This is a genomic window from Klebsiella sp. WP4-W18-ESBL-05, from assembly GCF_014169075.1.
Classification (GTDB): domain Bacteria; phylum Pseudomonadota; class Gammaproteobacteria; order Enterobacterales; family Enterobacteriaceae; genus Kluyvera; species Kluyvera ascorbata_B.
Genome location: NZ_AP022057.1, coordinates 4,141,255 through 4,157,434 on the forward strand (window position 1 = coordinate 4,141,255; position 16,180 = coordinate 4,157,434).

Consider the following 16,180-nt stretch of genomic DNA (forward strand, 5'->3'; position numbering starts at 1 on the left):
TGAGGAACAAAGTTCCTTTTAATGTGGTGGGTTGTGCATGGCTGGCAAAAAAGAAAGCGTTGAACAGTTCAGCGAAAGGTTAAAATCGATAGTACCTTCTGGTTCAGGGCGAGATTTCGCCAAAAAAGCAGGCATAGGGTACAGTACTGTCCACAATTATCTACAAGCTGTATCAAGCCCTACGCTTGAGAATCTTGTGCTTCTGGCTAAAGCTGGTGGCGTGTCGGTTGAATGGCTGGCTACTGGAAAAGAGTTTTCAAAATCGGCAAACACAGACCAAGCCGAAGAACTGTTGAAAATTCCTTTTATTGATAGAGATGATTTCCTTTTACTGGATTCAGGTGTTTTCCCTGATTTACAGGAAAAGGCCAAGTCTCTTGCTGCATTACGGGTCAGTACAGATGTAATGGAACCTACATTCTTAGTTGACAGTATTTTACTTATTGATCAGCAACATAAGCAGTTAAAAGACGGTAAAGTGGTAGTACTCCACAAAGAAGGAAGCTACCTGTATAAGCGGGTGCAGGTAGTCCCTGATGGATACAATTTAAGCAGTGATAACACCAAATACAGTGCAATGATCGTCAATCAGCATTCATTATCCTCCTTTGATGTGCTGGGGGAAGTACTGATAGTATTGAATCATTTGTAGTCTGTGAGTCTGTGCCTACGAAGCCCTTTATACGTTCTCAATGCAATTCTGAGGCGATTTTCTATCGATGGCATGGGTTGGCACTACTTCTTGGTTCAATCGCCGCTAGCAGCTTCCTATGCAATTTTATGAATCGGAATCAGGACGCTGCTTCGCGTGGTTCCCATTAGGCGAGTAATGACAATACTTTTAGTTCGAGGGATATAATTTAACCCTAAGTAATCAGGGCCAAGTGATCTTACCTCGATTCGAACTTATCAAAGAACTTCATGCGTTCTTCGCCTTTGTAGTCAAAACCTTGAGATTTAATCAGTTCTTTAAGTTCAGCACTGATGTTACCTGTTTTTTTGATCTCGTACATTTTCCCATCAACGGTAACATTAATGATTTCTCTTTGATTAGTACTTCTTACAGTACCGGACTTTGCCTTGCCATTTTTAATACCTAAAGAAGCAAGCAGAGCAGCCTTTACTGATTCATCTAAATGCAATATCTGTTGCTTGATATCATCAACTTTACTTGCATCAAGCTCCTTCTTGTACTCGTGAGCAACAAGAGAAAGATTTCTTGATACACGATTCAACTGATCAATGAATTCATGAGGATTTTCTTTAAAAAGTTTATCAAGCTCAGCTTTACAATCAGTTAACTTGAAGTTCTTCCCAGCAGTTCTTTCAATCAACTTCTTGTAGTCAGTATTTGCAAGATCATGCACAACATCAGTGTTTTTGCTCATTACACTCCCCTATCAATTATCAGTCATATACAAACCTATGATGAGATTACTTCATTCATAAAAAAACAACAAGAAGTTCATAGCAGAAACATTGATCATATTTCATTAAAGAATATCAAGTACTAACTTCGTTAGCACTCTCTAAAGTATGTTAAAGTACTTCGCTTGCTATCGCCGCTTGTACTTCAACATACTTATTCGCTTTGCTTCGTTTAACACGATCTATCCTGACGAGATTTGTTGAGAAATTTCATCCCCCCACTCGGGGGATGAAAACAATAAAAAAGTACACGAATTGTGTACTTGATTTATTCTGACGATGATAGTCATCGAAATATTGTATTGCGATTTACTCAAATTTTAGACGGATCAATACCATCTAAAGCTATGAGTACGGAAGCGGGTTGCTCTGTATTCTCCCATATCGCAGTTCATATGCAACGGTCCGTGCTTTAAACATAGCACGACTTAGTACTGAGTCTATACAATCAAACCAATACTTGTTTCTTTAAATTTTGGATGGTTCTATACTATATAAAATCCATCGCATTGTTTTAAAGAAACTCCCTTAACAAATTACTCAGGTGCGAACCTATATGTCTATCTAGAAAGTACTTATCTGTTTATTGTACTTTTTTATTGTGCCGCATTGCCGTAACTCCTGCGTTCCTTAGTATTTGGTATCGGATTAACGCTCGGGAAATTGGTACGGGTCTCATTTGCACATCGAACTGCTTGAACTTCTCAACTGCCATCTACATTTTCGATAGGATCAGGTTTTTATTCATTAGTACTTCAGTACTATCAAGCAGAGTTTTATATCTATATTATACCACATTATTTTAATTCGTTTCATTTATTTTACAATACGACAATGTATTTACCACAACATTATACCATATAAGTAGATTTTATTTCACTAATAATAGTTTAATTATCATTAATTAAGTACTCAATTGATTTTAGATCATCATTTTGCACTGCCATAAAAACAACCGCTCCTGTCTTACTATTAATTACCATAGCTTGTTTCTCATTAACGCCGACATAACTCACAACCAGCATGATAGTATTATCATAACGCTTCATTTTTATATTTTTAATAACACGCTTAACCTTTACATTAAAATCAAGCCTTAACTTTGTATTTTTTGGGTCTAGCAAATCATCAGTATATGAATCTTTTAGATCATTAAAAGTTTCGTAGCCAATATTTGATTGTTTCAGTATAGTAATTTCATTTCGGATCTCACTAATACGACGCTGAATGTTTTTCAGTATACGCCTATCATTAGGGTCAGGTATGTCTTCTTTTTCAAGATCAGCTAGAATTTCATTGCTGTATTTTTCATTAGAAACTAACTCCATTGAAAGATAGTTTATTTTAACCTGTATGTCATTATCATCACTTCTCAGCATAGAGAAGTCAAAATTCCTGAGATGTTCTAGTAACGCATTCTCTACAATCTTGTACTTAAAACCTCTCTCTTTACATTTATCTATTTTTACAAGGCTTCCGCCACATCGAAAATATGTATCACCTTTTTTATCAACACTGTTAACTTGCACATATCTTCCACAATTCATACATATGCACAAACCTGCAAATAAATTATTTGCCTTTACATTTATCTTCCCTAATGGGTTTCTTTGCTTTCTTAAATCATTAACCGCTTCAAATAATTCTGGTTCAACAACGACAGGGTAGATAGACATACCATCTAAAATTTTACGCCCTGTAGAATTAAACCTACCTATAAACCTCTGATCTTTAATTATTTTCATTAAGTGATTGATTGTTGGTTCTCTTTCATTTATCTGCATTCCTCTCTTTTTTAGTTCATCACGGATTGCTGCAGGCCCAAACCCGTCAGCATACATTTTAAAAATAAGATTGTACTTTTCTGACTCACCTTTTTTTAATACATATTTGTTGTTTTTTACTTCAATCCAGGATGGCACGCGATGAGTTAAAACAGACGTTCCGTCGATGGTGTTTTTTATTCTTTCATCCCAATTTTTAATACTTAAACGAGCTTTGCGTTTACTTTCATTATGTGCTCGCTGTAAGCCGCCTGAAATAATATTCAGATCACTATATTGGTGATGTATCATTTCTGTTTCCACCTCATGGATATCGCATCCTGCATTAATCAGACTCAAGAACAACCCTGCTGCTCGGTTCGGTGCGGCTCTACTAAAACGGTCAAGGTTTTCAATGACTAATACGGAATTAGTGATCTTCTTCTGTAACACATCATCTATAAAGGTTTTCAGTACAGAACCATCTTCGATATTTTTTCCGCTATACGCAGACACACCTTCAGCATACAACCAACTTATGTCCCCCAACTCATAGCCACGGTTATGTTGAGAATCATCGTATGCAGCAACGTAATCTCGCAGCATTTCTTGCTGTCTCGACATACCATAGCCATCTTTAGCTTGTCCTCTCGAACTGACGCGAGCATAGCAATACACCGCTTTTTTCATTTAATTTTCCTAAGATCACAACAGTAATAAGCAGTATATCATGGTCGTTATCGGCATTATTGCTATCCTCAGCGCCATCGGCATTCCCGCCTATCAGAACTACCTGCGCAAAGCCGCACTGACCGATATGCTACAAACCTTTGTCCCTTACCGTACCGCCATTGAGCTGTGCGCGCTCGACCGCGGCGGGGTAGACAACTGCGATGCGGGCAGCAACGGCATCCCGTCCCCCACCACCACGCGCTACGTGTCGGCCATGAGCGTCGCACAAGGAACGGTTATTCTGACCGGCCAGGAAAGCCTTAACGGCCTGACCGTGACCCTCGTTCCCGGCTGGGACAACGCCAATGGCATCACCGGCTGGCAGCGAACCTGCGATATCCAGAACGACGGCGCGCTCCAGCAAGCGTGCGAGGACGTCTTCCGCTTTGATGCGCAATAAGCGGGGCGGCAATCATGAAACAGGAGCAACTCTTCACGCTGTGTCAGCGCCATCGCGCGGTGCTGCTCAACAATGCGCAAGATGAACTGAGCATTGCCGTCGTCGGCACTCCGCCCACAGAACTCATGGACTCACTCCGCTTCGCCACCCAAAAACGCATTGATATCGAGTGCTGGGAGCAGGAGAGAATGGACAAGCACCTCCAGCGGCTAGCCCCACTCGCGCAGCCTTCAATACACCAGGAGAGTGACAACGCAGTAGATCTGCTTAACCATTTGCTCAAGCAGGCGCTCGTGCAACGCGCCTCCGATATTCATTTTGAGCCAACAGAGCGTGCGCTACGCGTACGGCTGCGGGTAGACGGCGTGCTGCATGCGCTCACGCCCGTCGCGCTGACGCTGATGGCCCCGCTGATCGCCAGGCTTAAGGTGCTCGCAGGGCTGGACATCGCCGAGCGACGCCTGCCGCAGGACGGGCAGTTCACGGTAGAGATTGACGACACCCCACTCTCTTTTCGCCTTTCAACCCTGCCCTGCCGATACGGTGAAAAAGCCGTGCTCCGGCTGCTGCATAAAGTCGAGCAGGCGCTGGATCTGCATAGTCTGGGGCTTTCCGCCGACGCACTTGCGCAGCTGCAATCCGCGTTGAATCAGCCTCAGGGGCTGATTCTGGTCACCGGACCAACGGGCAGCGGCAAAACCGTCACGCTTTACAGCGCACTGCAAAACCGTAACCGTTGCGACGTCAATATCTGTAGCGTCGAAGATCCCATAGAGATCCCTCTGGACGGACTGAACCAGACGCAGGTCAGCCCTCGCGCCGGGCTGACGTTCCAGAACATCCTGCGCGCCCTGCTGCGCCAGGATCCAGATATCGTGATGGTCGGCGAAATACGCGACGGTGAAACAGCGGAAATCGCCATTAAGGCCGCGCAAACCGGTCACCTTGTACTCTCAACGCTGCACACCAATTCGACGGTTGAAACGCTGGTGCGCCTTGAACAGATGGGCGTCGCGCGCTGGATGGTGTCATCGGCGCTATTAATAGTGGTAGCACAGCGTCTGGTCCGTCGTCTATGCCCGCACTGTCGCCAGATGCTGCCAGGAGAGCAGCCGCTGCCGCGTACGCTATGGCCTCGCCCACTGCCACGCTGGACGGCCTCCGGCTGCTCGTACTGCTATCATGGCTACCAGGGCCGTCTCGCGCTGTTTGAGCTGCTGCCGATCGCGCCTGCACTGCGGCAGGGCATCGCCAGCGGACTTAGCCCGGAACAGCTGATGCAGCATGCGCGGGAGGCCGGCATGGCGACGCTGTTTGAGAACGGCTGCCTGGCCGTTGAACAGGGGCTGACGACGCAGGAAGAGCTGCTACGCGTACTGGGGTTGCCTCACGATGCGTGAACAGCTGTGGCACTGGCGGGGTGTCGATGCCAGCGGAGCCGAACGTCGTGGCGCGCTGTGGGCTAGCCATCGGCCCGCGGCGCTGATAGCGCTGGCTCAGCAGAATATTATCGTCCTATCGCTCAAGCGTCGCACGGTGAACCGGTCACTATGGCGAGCACAGCACAGCTGCGCGGTGATAAGCCAGCTGGCTACGCTATTGCAGGCCGGGTTAACCCTCTCAGAGAGTTTGGCACTGCTCAGCCAACAGCATCCGATACCGCAGTGGCGCGCTCTGCTGGAAACGTTGGCCTCCCGGCTCGCCGAGGGGGTCTCGCTATCGGAGGGTTTAAGGCCGTGGCCGGAGGCTTTTCCACCGCTGTATCAGGCGATGATCCGTACCGGCGAAATAACCGGCTGGCTGGAGCATTGCTGCCAGGCGCTCGCGCGGCAGCAAAAAGCGCAGCTGCTATTAACGGCAAAAGTGAAAAAGGCGCTGCGCTACCCGCTGATTATTTTAACCCTGGCAGCGCTGGTCGTGGCGGCAATGGTCAGCTTTGTTTTGCCTGAATTTACCGCCATCTATCGCACCTTCAACACGCCGCTGCCCGCCCTTACGCTGGCCGTTATGGCCAGTGCAGACGCGGTGGCAAGCGCATGGCTTCCGCTCTGTAGCCTGGTGCTACTGGCCACCGGGCTTAGCGTCGGGTTTAAAGATCATCCGCCGTGGCAGCGCCTTCGCCAGCAGCTGCTACTCGCCTTACCGGTTATGGGCACGCTCGCTCGCGGCCAGATGCTCAGCCAGATTTTTACCGTACTGTCGTTGACTCAACGAGCCGGCATTGCCTTTTTACAGGGGCTGGAAACCGTGGAAGAGACATTGAACAGCCCATGGTGGCGCGAGGTCATTGCCAGCCTGCGCCAGCAGGTGTCACAGGGCAGCGCTATCTGGCAAGCCATGGAAAACTGCCATGAGTTTACGCCGCTGTGCTTACAACTGGTCAGAACCGGAGAAGCGTCCGGGGCGCTGGATGAAATGCTGGAAAACCTGGCGCGACACCACGATGAAAGCACGCAGAATCTGGCAGAAAGCCTGACGGCAACGCTGGAACCGCTGCTACTGATTGTGACAGGACTCATTATCGGCACGCTGGTCGTCGCGATGTATCTGCCGATTTTTCATCTGGGAGATGCGATCGGCGGAACAGGGTAACGCGGGTCAGTTAAGGCGTTGAATTCAGAAGCCAGGAGCAGGAACGGTATGCCGGATAAGGCGTTTACGGCGCCATCCGGCAATCCGTGCGCAGTGTGCCGGATAGCGCTTTTGCTTATCCGGCCTACGAATTTAGGCATTACGCCTGCATGAGGAGGATTACAGGCTATTGAACACGCGGTTCTCTTGTTCCTGCACCCGGATGAAGGTCGTGCGTTTAGTCAGCTCTTTCAGACGCGATGCGCCGACGTAGGTGCACGCCGAACGCAGGCCGCCGAGGATGTCGCGCGCGGTGTTATCTACCGGGCCACGCAGCGGCAGCTTAACCGTTTTGCCTTCCGCCGCGCGGTATTGTGCAACACCGCCCACGTGACGTTTCATCGCGGACTCAGAGCTCATACCGTAGAACAGCATAAATTTCTCGCCGTTCTCTTCAACAATCACGCCGCCGCTTTCATCGTGACCGGCCAGCATGCCGCCCAGCATCACGAAGTCCGCGCCGCCGCCAAAGGCTTTAGCCACGTCGCCCGGCATGGTGCAGCCGCCGTCGCTGACAATCTGGCCACCCAGACCGTGCGCTGCATCGGCGCACTCGATCACCGCAGAGAGCTGCGGATAGCCAACGCCAGTTTTCACGCGAGTGGTGCACACCGAGCCAGGGCCGATACCCACTTTCACAATATCCGCGCCGGACAGAATCAGCTCTTCGCACATTTCACCGGTCACGACGTTACCTGCACAAATCGTCTTGGTCGGCCAGGCTTCGCGCGCTTTCGCTACGAACTGCACAAAATGCTCGGAGTAACCATTCGCCACATCAATGCACACGAAGTTCAGCGCCGGGCTCAGCTTAAGGATCTGCTGCGTTTTTTCGAAGTCTGCGTCGGAGGTGCCGGTAGACACCATCACGTGCTTAAGCACGTCTGCGGACTCGTTCTGGACAAACGTCTGCCACTCTTCAACGGTGTAATGTTTGTGTACGGCCGTCAGGATACCGAAAGAGGCGAGTGCTTTTGCCATCCCGAAAGTACCCACGGAGTCCATATTCGCAGCGATAATCGGCACGCCTGACCAGCGTTGGCCTGAATGTTTAAAGGTGAATTCGCGTTCCAGTTCAACATCGGAACGGCTTTTAAGAGTAGAGCGCTTAGGGCGGATAAGAACGTCTTTAAAACCTAACTTCAGATCTTCTTCGATACGCATGTGCGAATTCCTGGGGTTAATGGCAATTAAATTGAGAGCACAACTCCAGTAATGCAATCATACGCACTAATCAGGGCTTCGCAAGACTGCGATTTTCACTTTTTTTAAGCTACAATCCCATAAATTTACCTGGCGAATAGTACAGTGCATCATTGATTCACTCGCACAGGGCTGCCAGTTTTTTAACCAAATGATTTTCATGCAAAAAATCCAGGGCTTAGCGGTATGACTTACACAGTGGCGTTAACAGGCGGCATCGGCAGCGGCAAAAGTACGGTCGCAGAGGCCTTTGCTCACCTGGGAATTAACGTGATTGATGCCGATATTCTCGCCCGTCAGGTTGTCGAACCCGGTACGCCGGCGCTCGCCGCCATCGCCGATCGTTTTGGTTCTCATATCCTCACCGCAGAAGGCGAATTAGATCGCCGGGGGCTGCGCGAGCGCATCTTTGCTCATCCTGAGGAAAAAGCCTGGCTAAACGCCCTCTTACACCCATTGATTCAGCAGGAAACGCAGCGTCAGCTACGGCAGGCCACCTCGCCTTACGTACTGTGGGTTGTTCCCCTGCTGGTGGAAAACAAGCTTTATCAGCGGGCCGATCGCGTCCTGGTCGTTGATGTATCGCGAGAAACCCAGCTGCTTCGTACCATGCAGCGCGACCACGTATCGCGTGAGCATGCCGAAAACATTCTTGCTGCTCAGGCCACGCGTGAAGCGCGCCTGGCGGTTGCTGATGACATTATTAATAACAACGGCACACCAGATGCTATTGCATCGGATGTCGCTCGCCTTCACGCGCACTACCTTGAGCTCGCGGCACAGGCTGTATCACAGGAAAAATCGTAATGCACACCCACATCCTTTTTGAGCATCCGCTAAATGAAAAAATGCGTACCTGGCTGCGTATTGAATTTCTGACTGAGCAATTGAATGCCAATTTACCCATCAGGGATCACGCCAGCGCGCTGCACTTTTTTCGCAACGTCGGGGATTTACTGGATGTGTTCGAACGCGGCGATATCCGCACGGAGCTGCTAAAAGAGCTGGAGCGCCAGCAGCGCAAACTCAACGCCTGGAGCGAAGTTCAGGGCGTCGATCTCAGCCGCATTGACGCCCTGCGTCAGCAGCTGAAAAACAGCAGCACTATTCTGATGGCGGCACCACGCATCGGGCAGTTCCTGCGCGAAGATCGCCTGATCGCGCTGGTTCGTCAGCGTCTAAGTATCCCGGGCGGCTGCTGCAGCTTCGATTTGCCGACGCTGCACATCTGGCTGCATTCAAAACAGCATCAGCGCGACGCCCAGGTCGAATCATGGCTTGCCAGCCTTGAGCCGCTGAATCAGGCGCTGTCGCTGATTCTCGATCTGGTTCGCAACTCCGCGCAGTTCCGCAAGCAAACCAGCCTGAACGGCTTCTATCAGGATAACGGCGACGATGCGGACCTGCTGCGTCTGAAGCTTGAGCTAACGTCTCAGCTTTACCCGCAAATCTCCGGCCATAAGAGCCGTTTCGCCATTCGCTTTATGCCGCTGGACAGCGAGCACGGCGTGGTGCCGGAGCGACTGGATTTTGAACTGGCATGCTGCTAAGGAGAGAGAATGACTGAGGTGACAACGGTAAACTGTCCAACCTGCAATAAGCCGGTTATTTGGGGCGAACAAAGTCCTTATCGTCCATTCTGTTCTAAGCGCTGCCAGCTTATCGATCTCGGAGAGTGGGCGGCGGAAGAGAAACGCATTCCGAGCAGCGGCGATCTCTCCGACAGCGACGACTGGAGCGAAGAACAACAGTAATGTCGCGTAGGGCCGGATGAGGCGCTACGCCGCCATCCGGCAACCTGCACCATTTAGCCTGATGGCGCTCCGCTTATCAGGCCTACCCCGCAATGAGCTTTTCAATCACCGGCGCGTTCGCTGGCGGAAATTCGTCCGCCACTAAATCACGTTGCGCAACCCAACGCCCCGGCTGCCCTTCTTTCCCCCACGGCGCCCCTTCCCAGCTATCAACCAGCCAGAACCACAGCGTTATGTGACGATCGGGAAACTGATATTCCAGCTTATCAAACGGTTGCAGCGAGGTAACCACAATCCCAACCTCTTCTTCCAGCTCGCGGATTACCGCCTCCTGCGGCGACTCTCCGGACTCAATTTTGCCGCCTGGAAACTCCCACTTATGCGCCATGTGCGCATCGGCAGCGCGCTGAGTGATATAGATTTCGCCACTGACATTGCGAATGATGCCGACGGATATTTGCAGTATTTTCATTTTGTCTTACCCATAAAAAAGGCGCAGAAGTCTGCGCCTTTTATTTTTTATAATGACCTTAGCTCAGACGGCCGTGGCACTGTTTGTATTTTTTACCGGAACCGCAAGGGCATGGGTCATTACGGCCCACTTTACGTTCGCCGGTCTGCGCGGCCAGATCCTGCGCGGCGGCTTCGTCATCGCTCTGATGGCTCAACTGCTGCATCTGTGCCAGACGCTCGGCTTCTTCACGACGCTGCAGTTCCATCGCTTCAACTTCCTCCGGCATGCGCACCTGCACTTTGCTCAGGGTGCTGATCACTTCATACTTCAGCGACTCCAGCATGGCGGCAAACATAGAGAAGGATTCACGTTTGTACTCCTGCTTCGGATCTTTCTGCGCATAGCCACGCAGGTGGATCCCCTGACGCAGGTAGTCCATCGCGGCCAGGTGCTCTTTCCACAGAGAATCCAGCGTTTGCAGCATCACGCCTTTTTCAAAGTGACGCATCATCTCAGCGCCGACCACTTCTTCCTTACGTTTGTACACCTCAACGGCGCTTTCCAGAATACGCTCGCGCAGCGTCTCTTCGTGCAGTTCAGGCTCTTTATCCAGCCACTCAGAGATAGGCAGATCGAGGTCGAAGTCGTTTTTCAGACGTTCCTGCAGGCCAGGGATATCCCACATTTCTTCCAGCGACTGCGGCGGAATGTGCGCATCGATGGTAGCTTTAAACACGTCTTCGCGGATGCTGTTGATGGTTTCGCTCACGTCGCTCACGTCCAGCAGTTCATTACGCTGGGTGTAGATCGCACGGCGCTGGTCGTTGGCAACGTCATCGTATTCCAGCAGCTGCTTACGAATATCGAAGTTGCGGCTTTCCACTTTACGCTGCGCGTTAGCAATTGCCTTGGTAACCCACGGGTGTTCAATCGCTTCGCCCGGTTTCATCCCCAGTTTACGCATCATGCCGGACACGCGGTCAGAGGCAAAGATACGCATCAGGGCATCTTCCATCGACAGGTAGAAACGAGAAGAACCCGCGTCACCCTGACGACCGGAACGGCCGCGCAGCTGGTTATCGATACGACGAGATTCGTGACGTTCAGTACCAATGATATGCAGACCGCCAGCCGCCAGCACGGCGTCGTGACGAACCTGCCAATCGGCTTTGATCTGCGCAATTTGTTCCGGGGTTGGGTCTTCCAGCTGCGCGACTTCTGCCTGCCAGCTACCGCCCAGCATAATATCGGTACCACGACCTGCCATGTTGGTGGCGATGGTCACGGCAGAAGGGTAACCCGCCTGTGCAACGATATCCGCTTCGCTAGCGTGGAACTTGGCGTTCAGCACGTTGTGCTTGATACCCGCTTTGGTCAGCTCATGGGAAACCACTTCAGATTTTTCGATAGAGATAGTACCGACCAGCACCGGTTGGCCTGCCGCAGTACGCTCTTTAATATCTTCGATGATCGCCTGAATTTTTTCCGCTTCGGTCATGTAGACCAGGTCCGGCATGTCTTTACGGATCATCGGACGGTTGGTCGGAACAACCACGGTGTCCAGCTTGTAGATAGAGCTGAATTCGAACGCTTCGGTATCTGCAGTACCGGTCATACCGGCCAGTTTTTCGTACAGACGGAAGTAGTTCTGGAAGGTGATGGATGCCAGCGTCTGGTTTTCGTTCTGGATTTCAACGCCTTCTTTCGCTTCCACGGCCTGGTGCAGGCCATCGGACCAGCGACGTCCCTGCATGGTACGACCGGTGTGTTCATCGACGATGATAACTTCGCCGTCTTTCACGATGTAGTCGACGTCACGGGTGAACAGCACGTGAGCGCGCAGCGCGGCAGTAACGTGGTGCATCAGCATAATGTTGCCCGGCGAGTAGAGCGACTCACCTTCGTCCATGATGCCTTCTTTAACCAGCAGCTCTTCAATCAGCACCAGACCGCGTTCGGTCAGGTTAACCTGACGGGCTTTTTCATCTACGGAGAAGTGGCCTTCACCCTGGAAGGTGTCGGAGTCTTCTTTCTCCTGACGCACCAGGTGAGGAATGATTTTGTTAACGCGCTTGTACATTTCCGAGCTGTCTTCTGCCGGGCCGGAGATGATAAGCGGGGTACGCGCTTCATCGATCAGGATGGAGTCGACCTCATCCACCAGCGCATAGTGCAGTTTACGCTGTACGCGTTCTTCCGGGCTGAACGCCATGTTGTCGCGCAGGTAGTCAAAGCCGTATTCGTTGTTAGTACCGTAGGTAATGTCGGCATTGTAGGCTTCGCGCTTAGCAGGCGCCGGCAGACCAGACATGTTGACGCCCACGGTCATGCCGAGGAATTCGAACAGCGGACGGTTGTTTTCGGCGTCACGCTGAGCCAGGTAATCGTTGACGGTCACAACGTGCACGCCCTTACCGGACAGCGCGTTCAGGTAAGCCGGCAGGGTCGCGGTCAGGGTTTTACCTTCACCGGTACGCATTTCCGCGATGCAGCGATCGTTCAGGACCATCCCACCCAACAGCTGGACGTCGAAGTGGCGCATACCGAATACACGTTTGCTGGCTTCACGTACCACGGCAAACGCTTCCGGGATCAGGCTTTCAACGGTTTCCCCTTTTTCAATACGGGCACGAAATTCGTTTGTTTTAGCCTTCAACTCGTCATCGGAGAGCTTTTCCATTTCTGGCTCCATCGCGTTGATAACAGCGACGGTTTTGCGCATACGGCGCAGGGTACGATCGTTACGACTACCAAAAACTTTGGTCAATAATTTGATTAACATAATAAAATCTCAAACGCCCCGCCATCGCGGAGTCATAAAAATAAAGGAGTTAACACGGTTATTTTCAGACGAGGCGCTGCGGCCCGGCGCGAATGCCCTGCACCTGGCTTACCCAGGCAGGAATGCTAAAAACCGGAGGTGAGAAGGCGGGTAATGCCGCCCCCTGAGCAATCACAATCGACGGCTGGCTCTCGACGTTGAGCAGCGCATTCAGGGTATCGAGCAGCGCCAGGTGCTGTGCCGCCTGCAGTGGCGACGTCGGCTCGGCAACCGGAGAGGCGGTTGGCGCCATGGCAAAAGAAAGGTGGCGAATAACGGTGCGAATAGCATGCTGATGCCAGTAGTCTACGCTGAAGGAGGGGCGACGATTGCTTTCCAGCCGCGCCAGCTGCGAGAAATCAATTCTCTGCGCCGGATTATGGTTACTGGTTGTTGCGCGGGCGGGGGAAGCCGGTTCGGCGTTGTTCGCAAGCGCAGGCAGACCAAAACCGGCAGCAACCATCCCCAACAGGAGATGCGGCCAGAAGTAGCGTCTACCAAACTGTCGCCAACGCGTCAGCATTCCACTCACGTAATGTTCCACCTTCGGTTTAAGTACCGTTATTCTATTTTAGCTCGAGGATATTACCATTAATGCCGCGTGACAGCAGCAGGAATGACGAAAACAGCCGCGAAAAACGGGTTAAGAATGCAGCGGTTGTGCAGCCGTGTGATCTTTATTGGCAGGGGAAAAGAAAATGGCAGGAGCAAAAAGAAAAAACGACTGGTTCCCTGACCGGAGAGAGTGCCAGGTTGCCAGTCGAATTTACGCTATGGTCGGGCTTATGCCAGAACCATTGACGGTGCTTTGAACGCCATCGGCAGTTCTGCGTCGTCCTCGAAGGTCACAAATTCCCAAGCTTCCTGTTTTGCCAGGACCGCCTGCAGAAGTTTGTTGTTCAGCGCATGACCGGATTTATACGCGGTAAATGCACCGATAATGTTGTGACCACACATGAACAGGTCGCCGATTGCATCCAGCATTTTGTGACGAACGAATTCATCTTCAAAACGCAGGCCGTCTTCGTTCAGTACGCGATAATCGTCAACAACGATGGCACAATCGAAGCTGCCGCCCAAGGCCAGGCCACGGGACTGCAGATATTCGATATCACGCATGAAACCGAAAGTACGAGCACGGCTAATCTGTCGCATGAACGCGTCTGCGGAGAAGTTCATGGCATAACGCTGCGTGCTGGCATCAATAGCCGGATGGTTAAAATCGATGGTAAAGTCCAACGAGAAACCATTATACGGTTTGAATTCAGCCCACTTATCGCCATCTTCCACGCGAACCGTGTCTTTAATGCGGACGAATTTCTTCGCGCAGTTCAGTTCATCGATGCCGGCATCCAGCAGCAGATAAACGAACGGTGCGGCGCTCCCGTCCATAATCGGGATTTCTGGCGCATCGACTTCAACAACGATGTTGTCGATACCCAGGCCCGCCAGCGCAGCGTTCAGGTGCTCTACGGTAGAAATCCGCACGTCATGCTCGTTGACCAGGCAAGTACAGAGCATAGTATCACGCACAGATTTGGCATCGGCCGGAAAATCTACCGGTGGATTCAAGTCGGTGCGACGATAGATGACCCCGGTATTTGCCGGCGCAGGGCGTAGCGTCAGCGTGACTTTTTTGCCGGTATGTAAACCGACGCCAGTCGCCTGAACGATACGTTTAAGAGTCCTTTGTTTGATCATCGTATAATCTCGCCAAATTAACTATCCAACCGAAGTGTACTACACATTCGGTGGGCCAGTTTAGCACAAAGAGCGCTGATTCCCAACTTCCAGCTAATTCTTAGTCAGCTTGCTTACGCAGGAAGGCCGGGATATCCAGATAATCCGGTTCTTTGGTGGTCTGCGGCGTATTGTCGTTGACCACTTTTGCTGCCGGTTTCTGCTCTTGGGTCAGCGGCGCCATACCGTGCTGCTGATAGCGATCCAGCGCCGGCTGCGGCGTCTGCTTGTTGGTGACCAGGGTAATCTCCGGACGTTTGTCCATACCGATACCGGTGGCAACGACGGTCACGCGCAGTTCGTCGTTCATGTCCGGGTCAAGGGAAGTACCGATAACCACGGTCGCATTGTCAGAGGCGAACGCACGGATGGTGTTACCCACGGTTTCGAACTCATCCAGACGCAGGTCGAAGCCCGCAGTAATGTTGACCAGCACGCCGCGTGCGCCGGACAGGTCGATGTCTTCCAGCAGCGGAGAAGAGATAGCCATTTCAGCCGCTTCTTCCGCACGATCTTCACCGCTCGCCACGCCGGAACCCATCATCGCATAGCCCATTTCGGACATCACGGTGCGCACGTCTGCAAAGTCGACGTTCATCAGGCCCGGACGAGTGATCAGCTCAGCGATACCCTGCACTGCGCCTTTCAGCACGTCGTTCGCCGCGCCAAACGCGTCGAGCAGAGAGATACCACGACCCAGCACTTTCAGCAGCTTGTCGTTCGGGATGGTGATCAGGGAGTCCACGTGCTTGGACAGCTCGGTGATACCCTGCTCCGCGAATGCCATACGCTTCTTGCCTTCAAAGTTGAAAGGCTTGGTCACAACGGCAACGGTCAGGATACCTAAATCTTTAGCCACTTCCGCAACCACAGGCGCTGCACCGGTACCGGTACCGCCACCCATGCCGGCTGCGATAAACACCATGTCTGCACCGTCTAACGCTGCGCGCAGCGCTTCGCGGTCTTCGTCGGCCGCGTTACGGCCCACTTCCGGGTTGGCCCCTGCGCCCAGACCTTTGGTAATACCGCTACCGATCTGGATAGTCTGGCCAACAGCCGTTTTACGCAGTGCCTGTGCGTCGGTGTTAACGGCGAAGAATTCAACGCCTTCGATGCGCTCGCGCACCATGTGTTCAACGGCATTACCGCCGCCGCCACCGACGCCGATGACTTTAATCACCGCGTCGTTGGTCAGTTCCATAGGTTCAAACATAGTTTCTCTCCGTTTTGTGCCTGTCGCCCGAGACCGTGAAT

15 protein-coding genes are annotated in these 16,180 nt (G+C 51.6%); 7 read left to right on the forward strand and 8 right to left on the reverse strand.

From position 1 onward, the window contains the following. Positions 1–37: 37 nt before the first annotated feature. Complete coding sequence (locus H7R58_RS19905) at positions 38–652, forward strand: XRE family transcriptional regulator (RefSeq protein WP_050488797.1); 615 nt, start codon at positions 38–40, stop codon at positions 650–652. Positions 653–890: 238 nt separating this feature from the next. Here the strand turns inward: H7R58_RS19905 and H7R58_RS19910 are convergent, their stop codons facing one another. Together H7R58_RS19910 and H7R58_RS19915 are read right to left on the reverse strand one after the other, a co-directional pair. Continuing rightward, entirely contained in the window at positions 891–1,388 is a 498-nt protein-coding gene (locus H7R58_RS19910) for a hypothetical protein (protein WP_032664613.1), read from the reverse strand. A gap of 930 nt (positions 1,389–2,318) precedes the next feature. Next, positions 2,319–3,881 carry a recombinase family protein gene (locus H7R58_RS19915; RefSeq protein WP_182934515.1) on the reverse strand — a complete coding sequence of 521 codons (1,563 nt, stop codon included), beginning with the start codon at positions 3,879–3,881 and terminating at the stop codon, positions 2,319–2,321. A 40-nt stretch (positions 3,882–3,921) separates the two neighbouring features. Here H7R58_RS19915 and ppdD point away from each other — a divergent pair, with 40 nt between their 5' ends. Genes ppdD through hofC form a run of 3 tightly spaced genes read left to right on the forward strand, consistent with a single transcriptional unit; the run spans position 3,922 to position 6,915 of the window. Next, positions 3,922–4,323: a prepilin peptidase-dependent pilin gene (gene ppdD, locus H7R58_RS19920; RefSeq protein WP_182934516.1), complete on the forward strand. Its 402-nt coding sequence runs from the start codon at positions 3,922–3,924 to the stop codon at positions 4,321–4,323. Positions 4,324–4,337: 14 nt separating this feature from the next. Beyond that, positions 4,338–5,723: a type II secretion system protein GspE gene (gspE, locus tag H7R58_RS19925; RefSeq protein ID WP_182929462.1), complete on the forward strand. Its 1,386-nt coding sequence runs from the start codon at positions 4,338–4,340 to the stop codon at positions 5,721–5,723. Then, on the forward strand, positions 5,716–6,915 hold the full coding sequence (gene hofC, locus H7R58_RS19930) for a protein transport protein HofC (RefSeq protein WP_182929463.1): 1,200 nt from the start codon (positions 5,716–5,718) through the stop codon (positions 6,913–6,915). Before gspE ends, hofC begins: the two co-directional genes overlap by 8 nt. Positions 6,916–7,074: 159 nt before the next feature. Here hofC and H7R58_RS19935 read toward each other — a convergent pair whose 3' ends face one another. Next, positions 7,075–8,118 carry a GMP reductase gene (locus tag H7R58_RS19935; RefSeq protein ID WP_106925432.1) on the reverse strand — a complete coding sequence of 348 codons (1,044 nt, stop codon included), beginning with the start codon at positions 8,116–8,118 and terminating at the stop codon, positions 7,075–7,077. A 225-nt stretch (positions 8,119–8,343) separates the two neighbouring features. Here H7R58_RS19935 and coaE point away from each other — a divergent pair, with 225 nt between their 5' ends. Genes coaE through yacG form a run of 3 tightly spaced genes read left to right on the forward strand, consistent with a single transcriptional unit; the run spans position 8,344 to position 9,911 of the window. Further along, positions 8,344–8,964, forward strand: coding sequence for a dephospho-CoA kinase (gene coaE / locus H7R58_RS19940; RefSeq protein ID WP_106925430.1), 621 nt, complete (start codon positions 8,344–8,346; stop codon positions 8,962–8,964). Continuing rightward, positions 8,964–9,707, forward strand: coding sequence for a cell division protein ZapD (gene zapD / locus H7R58_RS19945; RefSeq protein ID WP_106925427.1), 744 nt, complete (start codon positions 8,964–8,966; stop codon positions 9,705–9,707). The genes coaE and zapD overlap by 1 nt, the downstream gene beginning before the upstream one ends. Before the next feature lie 9 nt (positions 9,708–9,716). Further along, a complete protein-coding gene (gene yacG, locus H7R58_RS19950; RefSeq protein WP_106925425.1) occupies positions 9,717–9,911 on the forward strand; it encodes a DNA gyrase inhibitor YacG in 195 nt (64 codons plus the stop codon). Between the two features lie 82 nt (positions 9,912–9,993). Here the strand turns inward: yacG and mutT are convergent, their stop codons facing one another. From mutT to ftsZ, 5 genes are all read right to left on the reverse strand, one after another. Continuing rightward, positions 9,994–10,383, reverse strand: coding sequence for an 8-oxo-dGTP diphosphatase MutT (gene mutT / locus H7R58_RS19955; protein WP_106925423.1), 390 nt, complete (start codon positions 10,381–10,383; stop codon positions 9,994–9,996). A 58-nt stretch (positions 10,384–10,441) separates the two neighbouring features. After that, positions 10,442–13,147 carry a preprotein translocase subunit SecA gene (gene secA / locus H7R58_RS19960; protein ID WP_182929464.1) on the reverse strand — a complete coding sequence of 902 codons (2,706 nt, stop codon included), beginning with the start codon at positions 13,145–13,147 and terminating at the stop codon, positions 10,442–10,444. A gap of 64 nt (positions 13,148–13,211) precedes the next feature. After that, positions 13,212–13,718, reverse strand: a complete 507-nt coding sequence (gene secM, locus H7R58_RS19965; RefSeq protein ID WP_197974843.1) for a secA translation cis-regulator SecM — start codon at positions 13,716–13,718, stop codon at positions 13,212–13,214. 251 nt (positions 13,719–13,969) lie between these two features. After that, the gene (gene lpxC, locus H7R58_RS19970) at positions 13,970–14,887 is read right to left on the reverse strand and encodes a UDP-3-O-acyl-N-acetylglucosamine deacetylase (RefSeq protein ID WP_106925417.1); all 918 of its coding nucleotides are present in this window, start codon (positions 14,885–14,887) and stop codon (positions 13,970–13,972) included. A 100-nt stretch (positions 14,888–14,987) separates the two neighbouring features. Next, on the reverse strand, positions 14,988–16,139 hold the full coding sequence (gene ftsZ / locus H7R58_RS19975; protein WP_182928388.1) for a cell division protein FtsZ: 1,152 nt from the start codon (positions 16,137–16,139) through the stop codon (positions 14,988–14,990). Between the last annotated feature and the right edge of the window lie 41 nt (positions 16,140–16,180).

Coding starts and splice junctions, on each gene's coding strand:
- H7R58_RS19905 (WP_050488797.1), top strand. CDS start 38: ATGGCTGGCAAAAAAGAAAGCGTTGAACAGTTCAGCGAAAGGTTAAAA.
- H7R58_RS19910 (WP_032664613.1), bottom strand. CDS start 1,388: ATGAGCAAAAACACTGATGTTGTGCATGATCTTGCAAATACTGACTAC.
- H7R58_RS19915 (WP_182934515.1), bottom strand. CDS start 3,881: ATGAAAAAAGCGGTGTATTGCTATGCTCGCGTCAGTTCGAGAGGACAA.
- ppdD (WP_182934516.1), top strand. CDS start 3,922: ATGGTCGTTATCGGCATTATTGCTATCCTCAGCGCCATCGGCATTCCC.
- gspE (WP_182929462.1), top strand. CDS start 4,338: ATGAAACAGGAGCAACTCTTCACGCTGTGTCAGCGCCATCGCGCGGTG.
- hofC (WP_182929463.1), top strand. CDS start 5,716: ATGCGTGAACAGCTGTGGCACTGGCGGGGTGTCGATGCCAGCGGAGCC.
- H7R58_RS19935 (WP_106925432.1), bottom strand. CDS start 8,118: ATGCGTATCGAAGAAGATCTGAAGTTAGGTTTTAAAGACGTTCTTATC.
- coaE (WP_106925430.1), top strand. CDS start 8,344: ATGACTTACACAGTGGCGTTAACAGGCGGCATCGGCAGCGGCAAAAGT.
- zapD (WP_106925427.1), top strand. CDS start 8,964: ATGCACACCCACATCCTTTTTGAGCATCCGCTAAATGAAAAAATGCGT.
- yacG (WP_106925425.1), top strand. CDS start 9,717: ATGACTGAGGTGACAACGGTAAACTGTCCAACCTGCAATAAGCCGGTT.
- mutT (WP_106925423.1), bottom strand. CDS start 10,383: ATGAAAATACTGCAAATATCCGTCGGCATCATTCGCAATGTCAGTGGC.
- secA (WP_182929464.1), bottom strand. CDS start 13,147: ATGTTAATCAAATTATTGACCAAAGTTTTTGGTAGTCGTAACGATCGT.
- lpxC (WP_106925417.1), bottom strand. CDS start 14,887: ATGATCAAACAAAGGACTCTTAAACGTATCGTTCAGGCGACTGGCGTC.
- ftsZ (WP_182928388.1), bottom strand. CDS start 16,139: ATGTTTGAACCTATGGAACTGACCAACGACGCGGTGATTAAAGTCATC.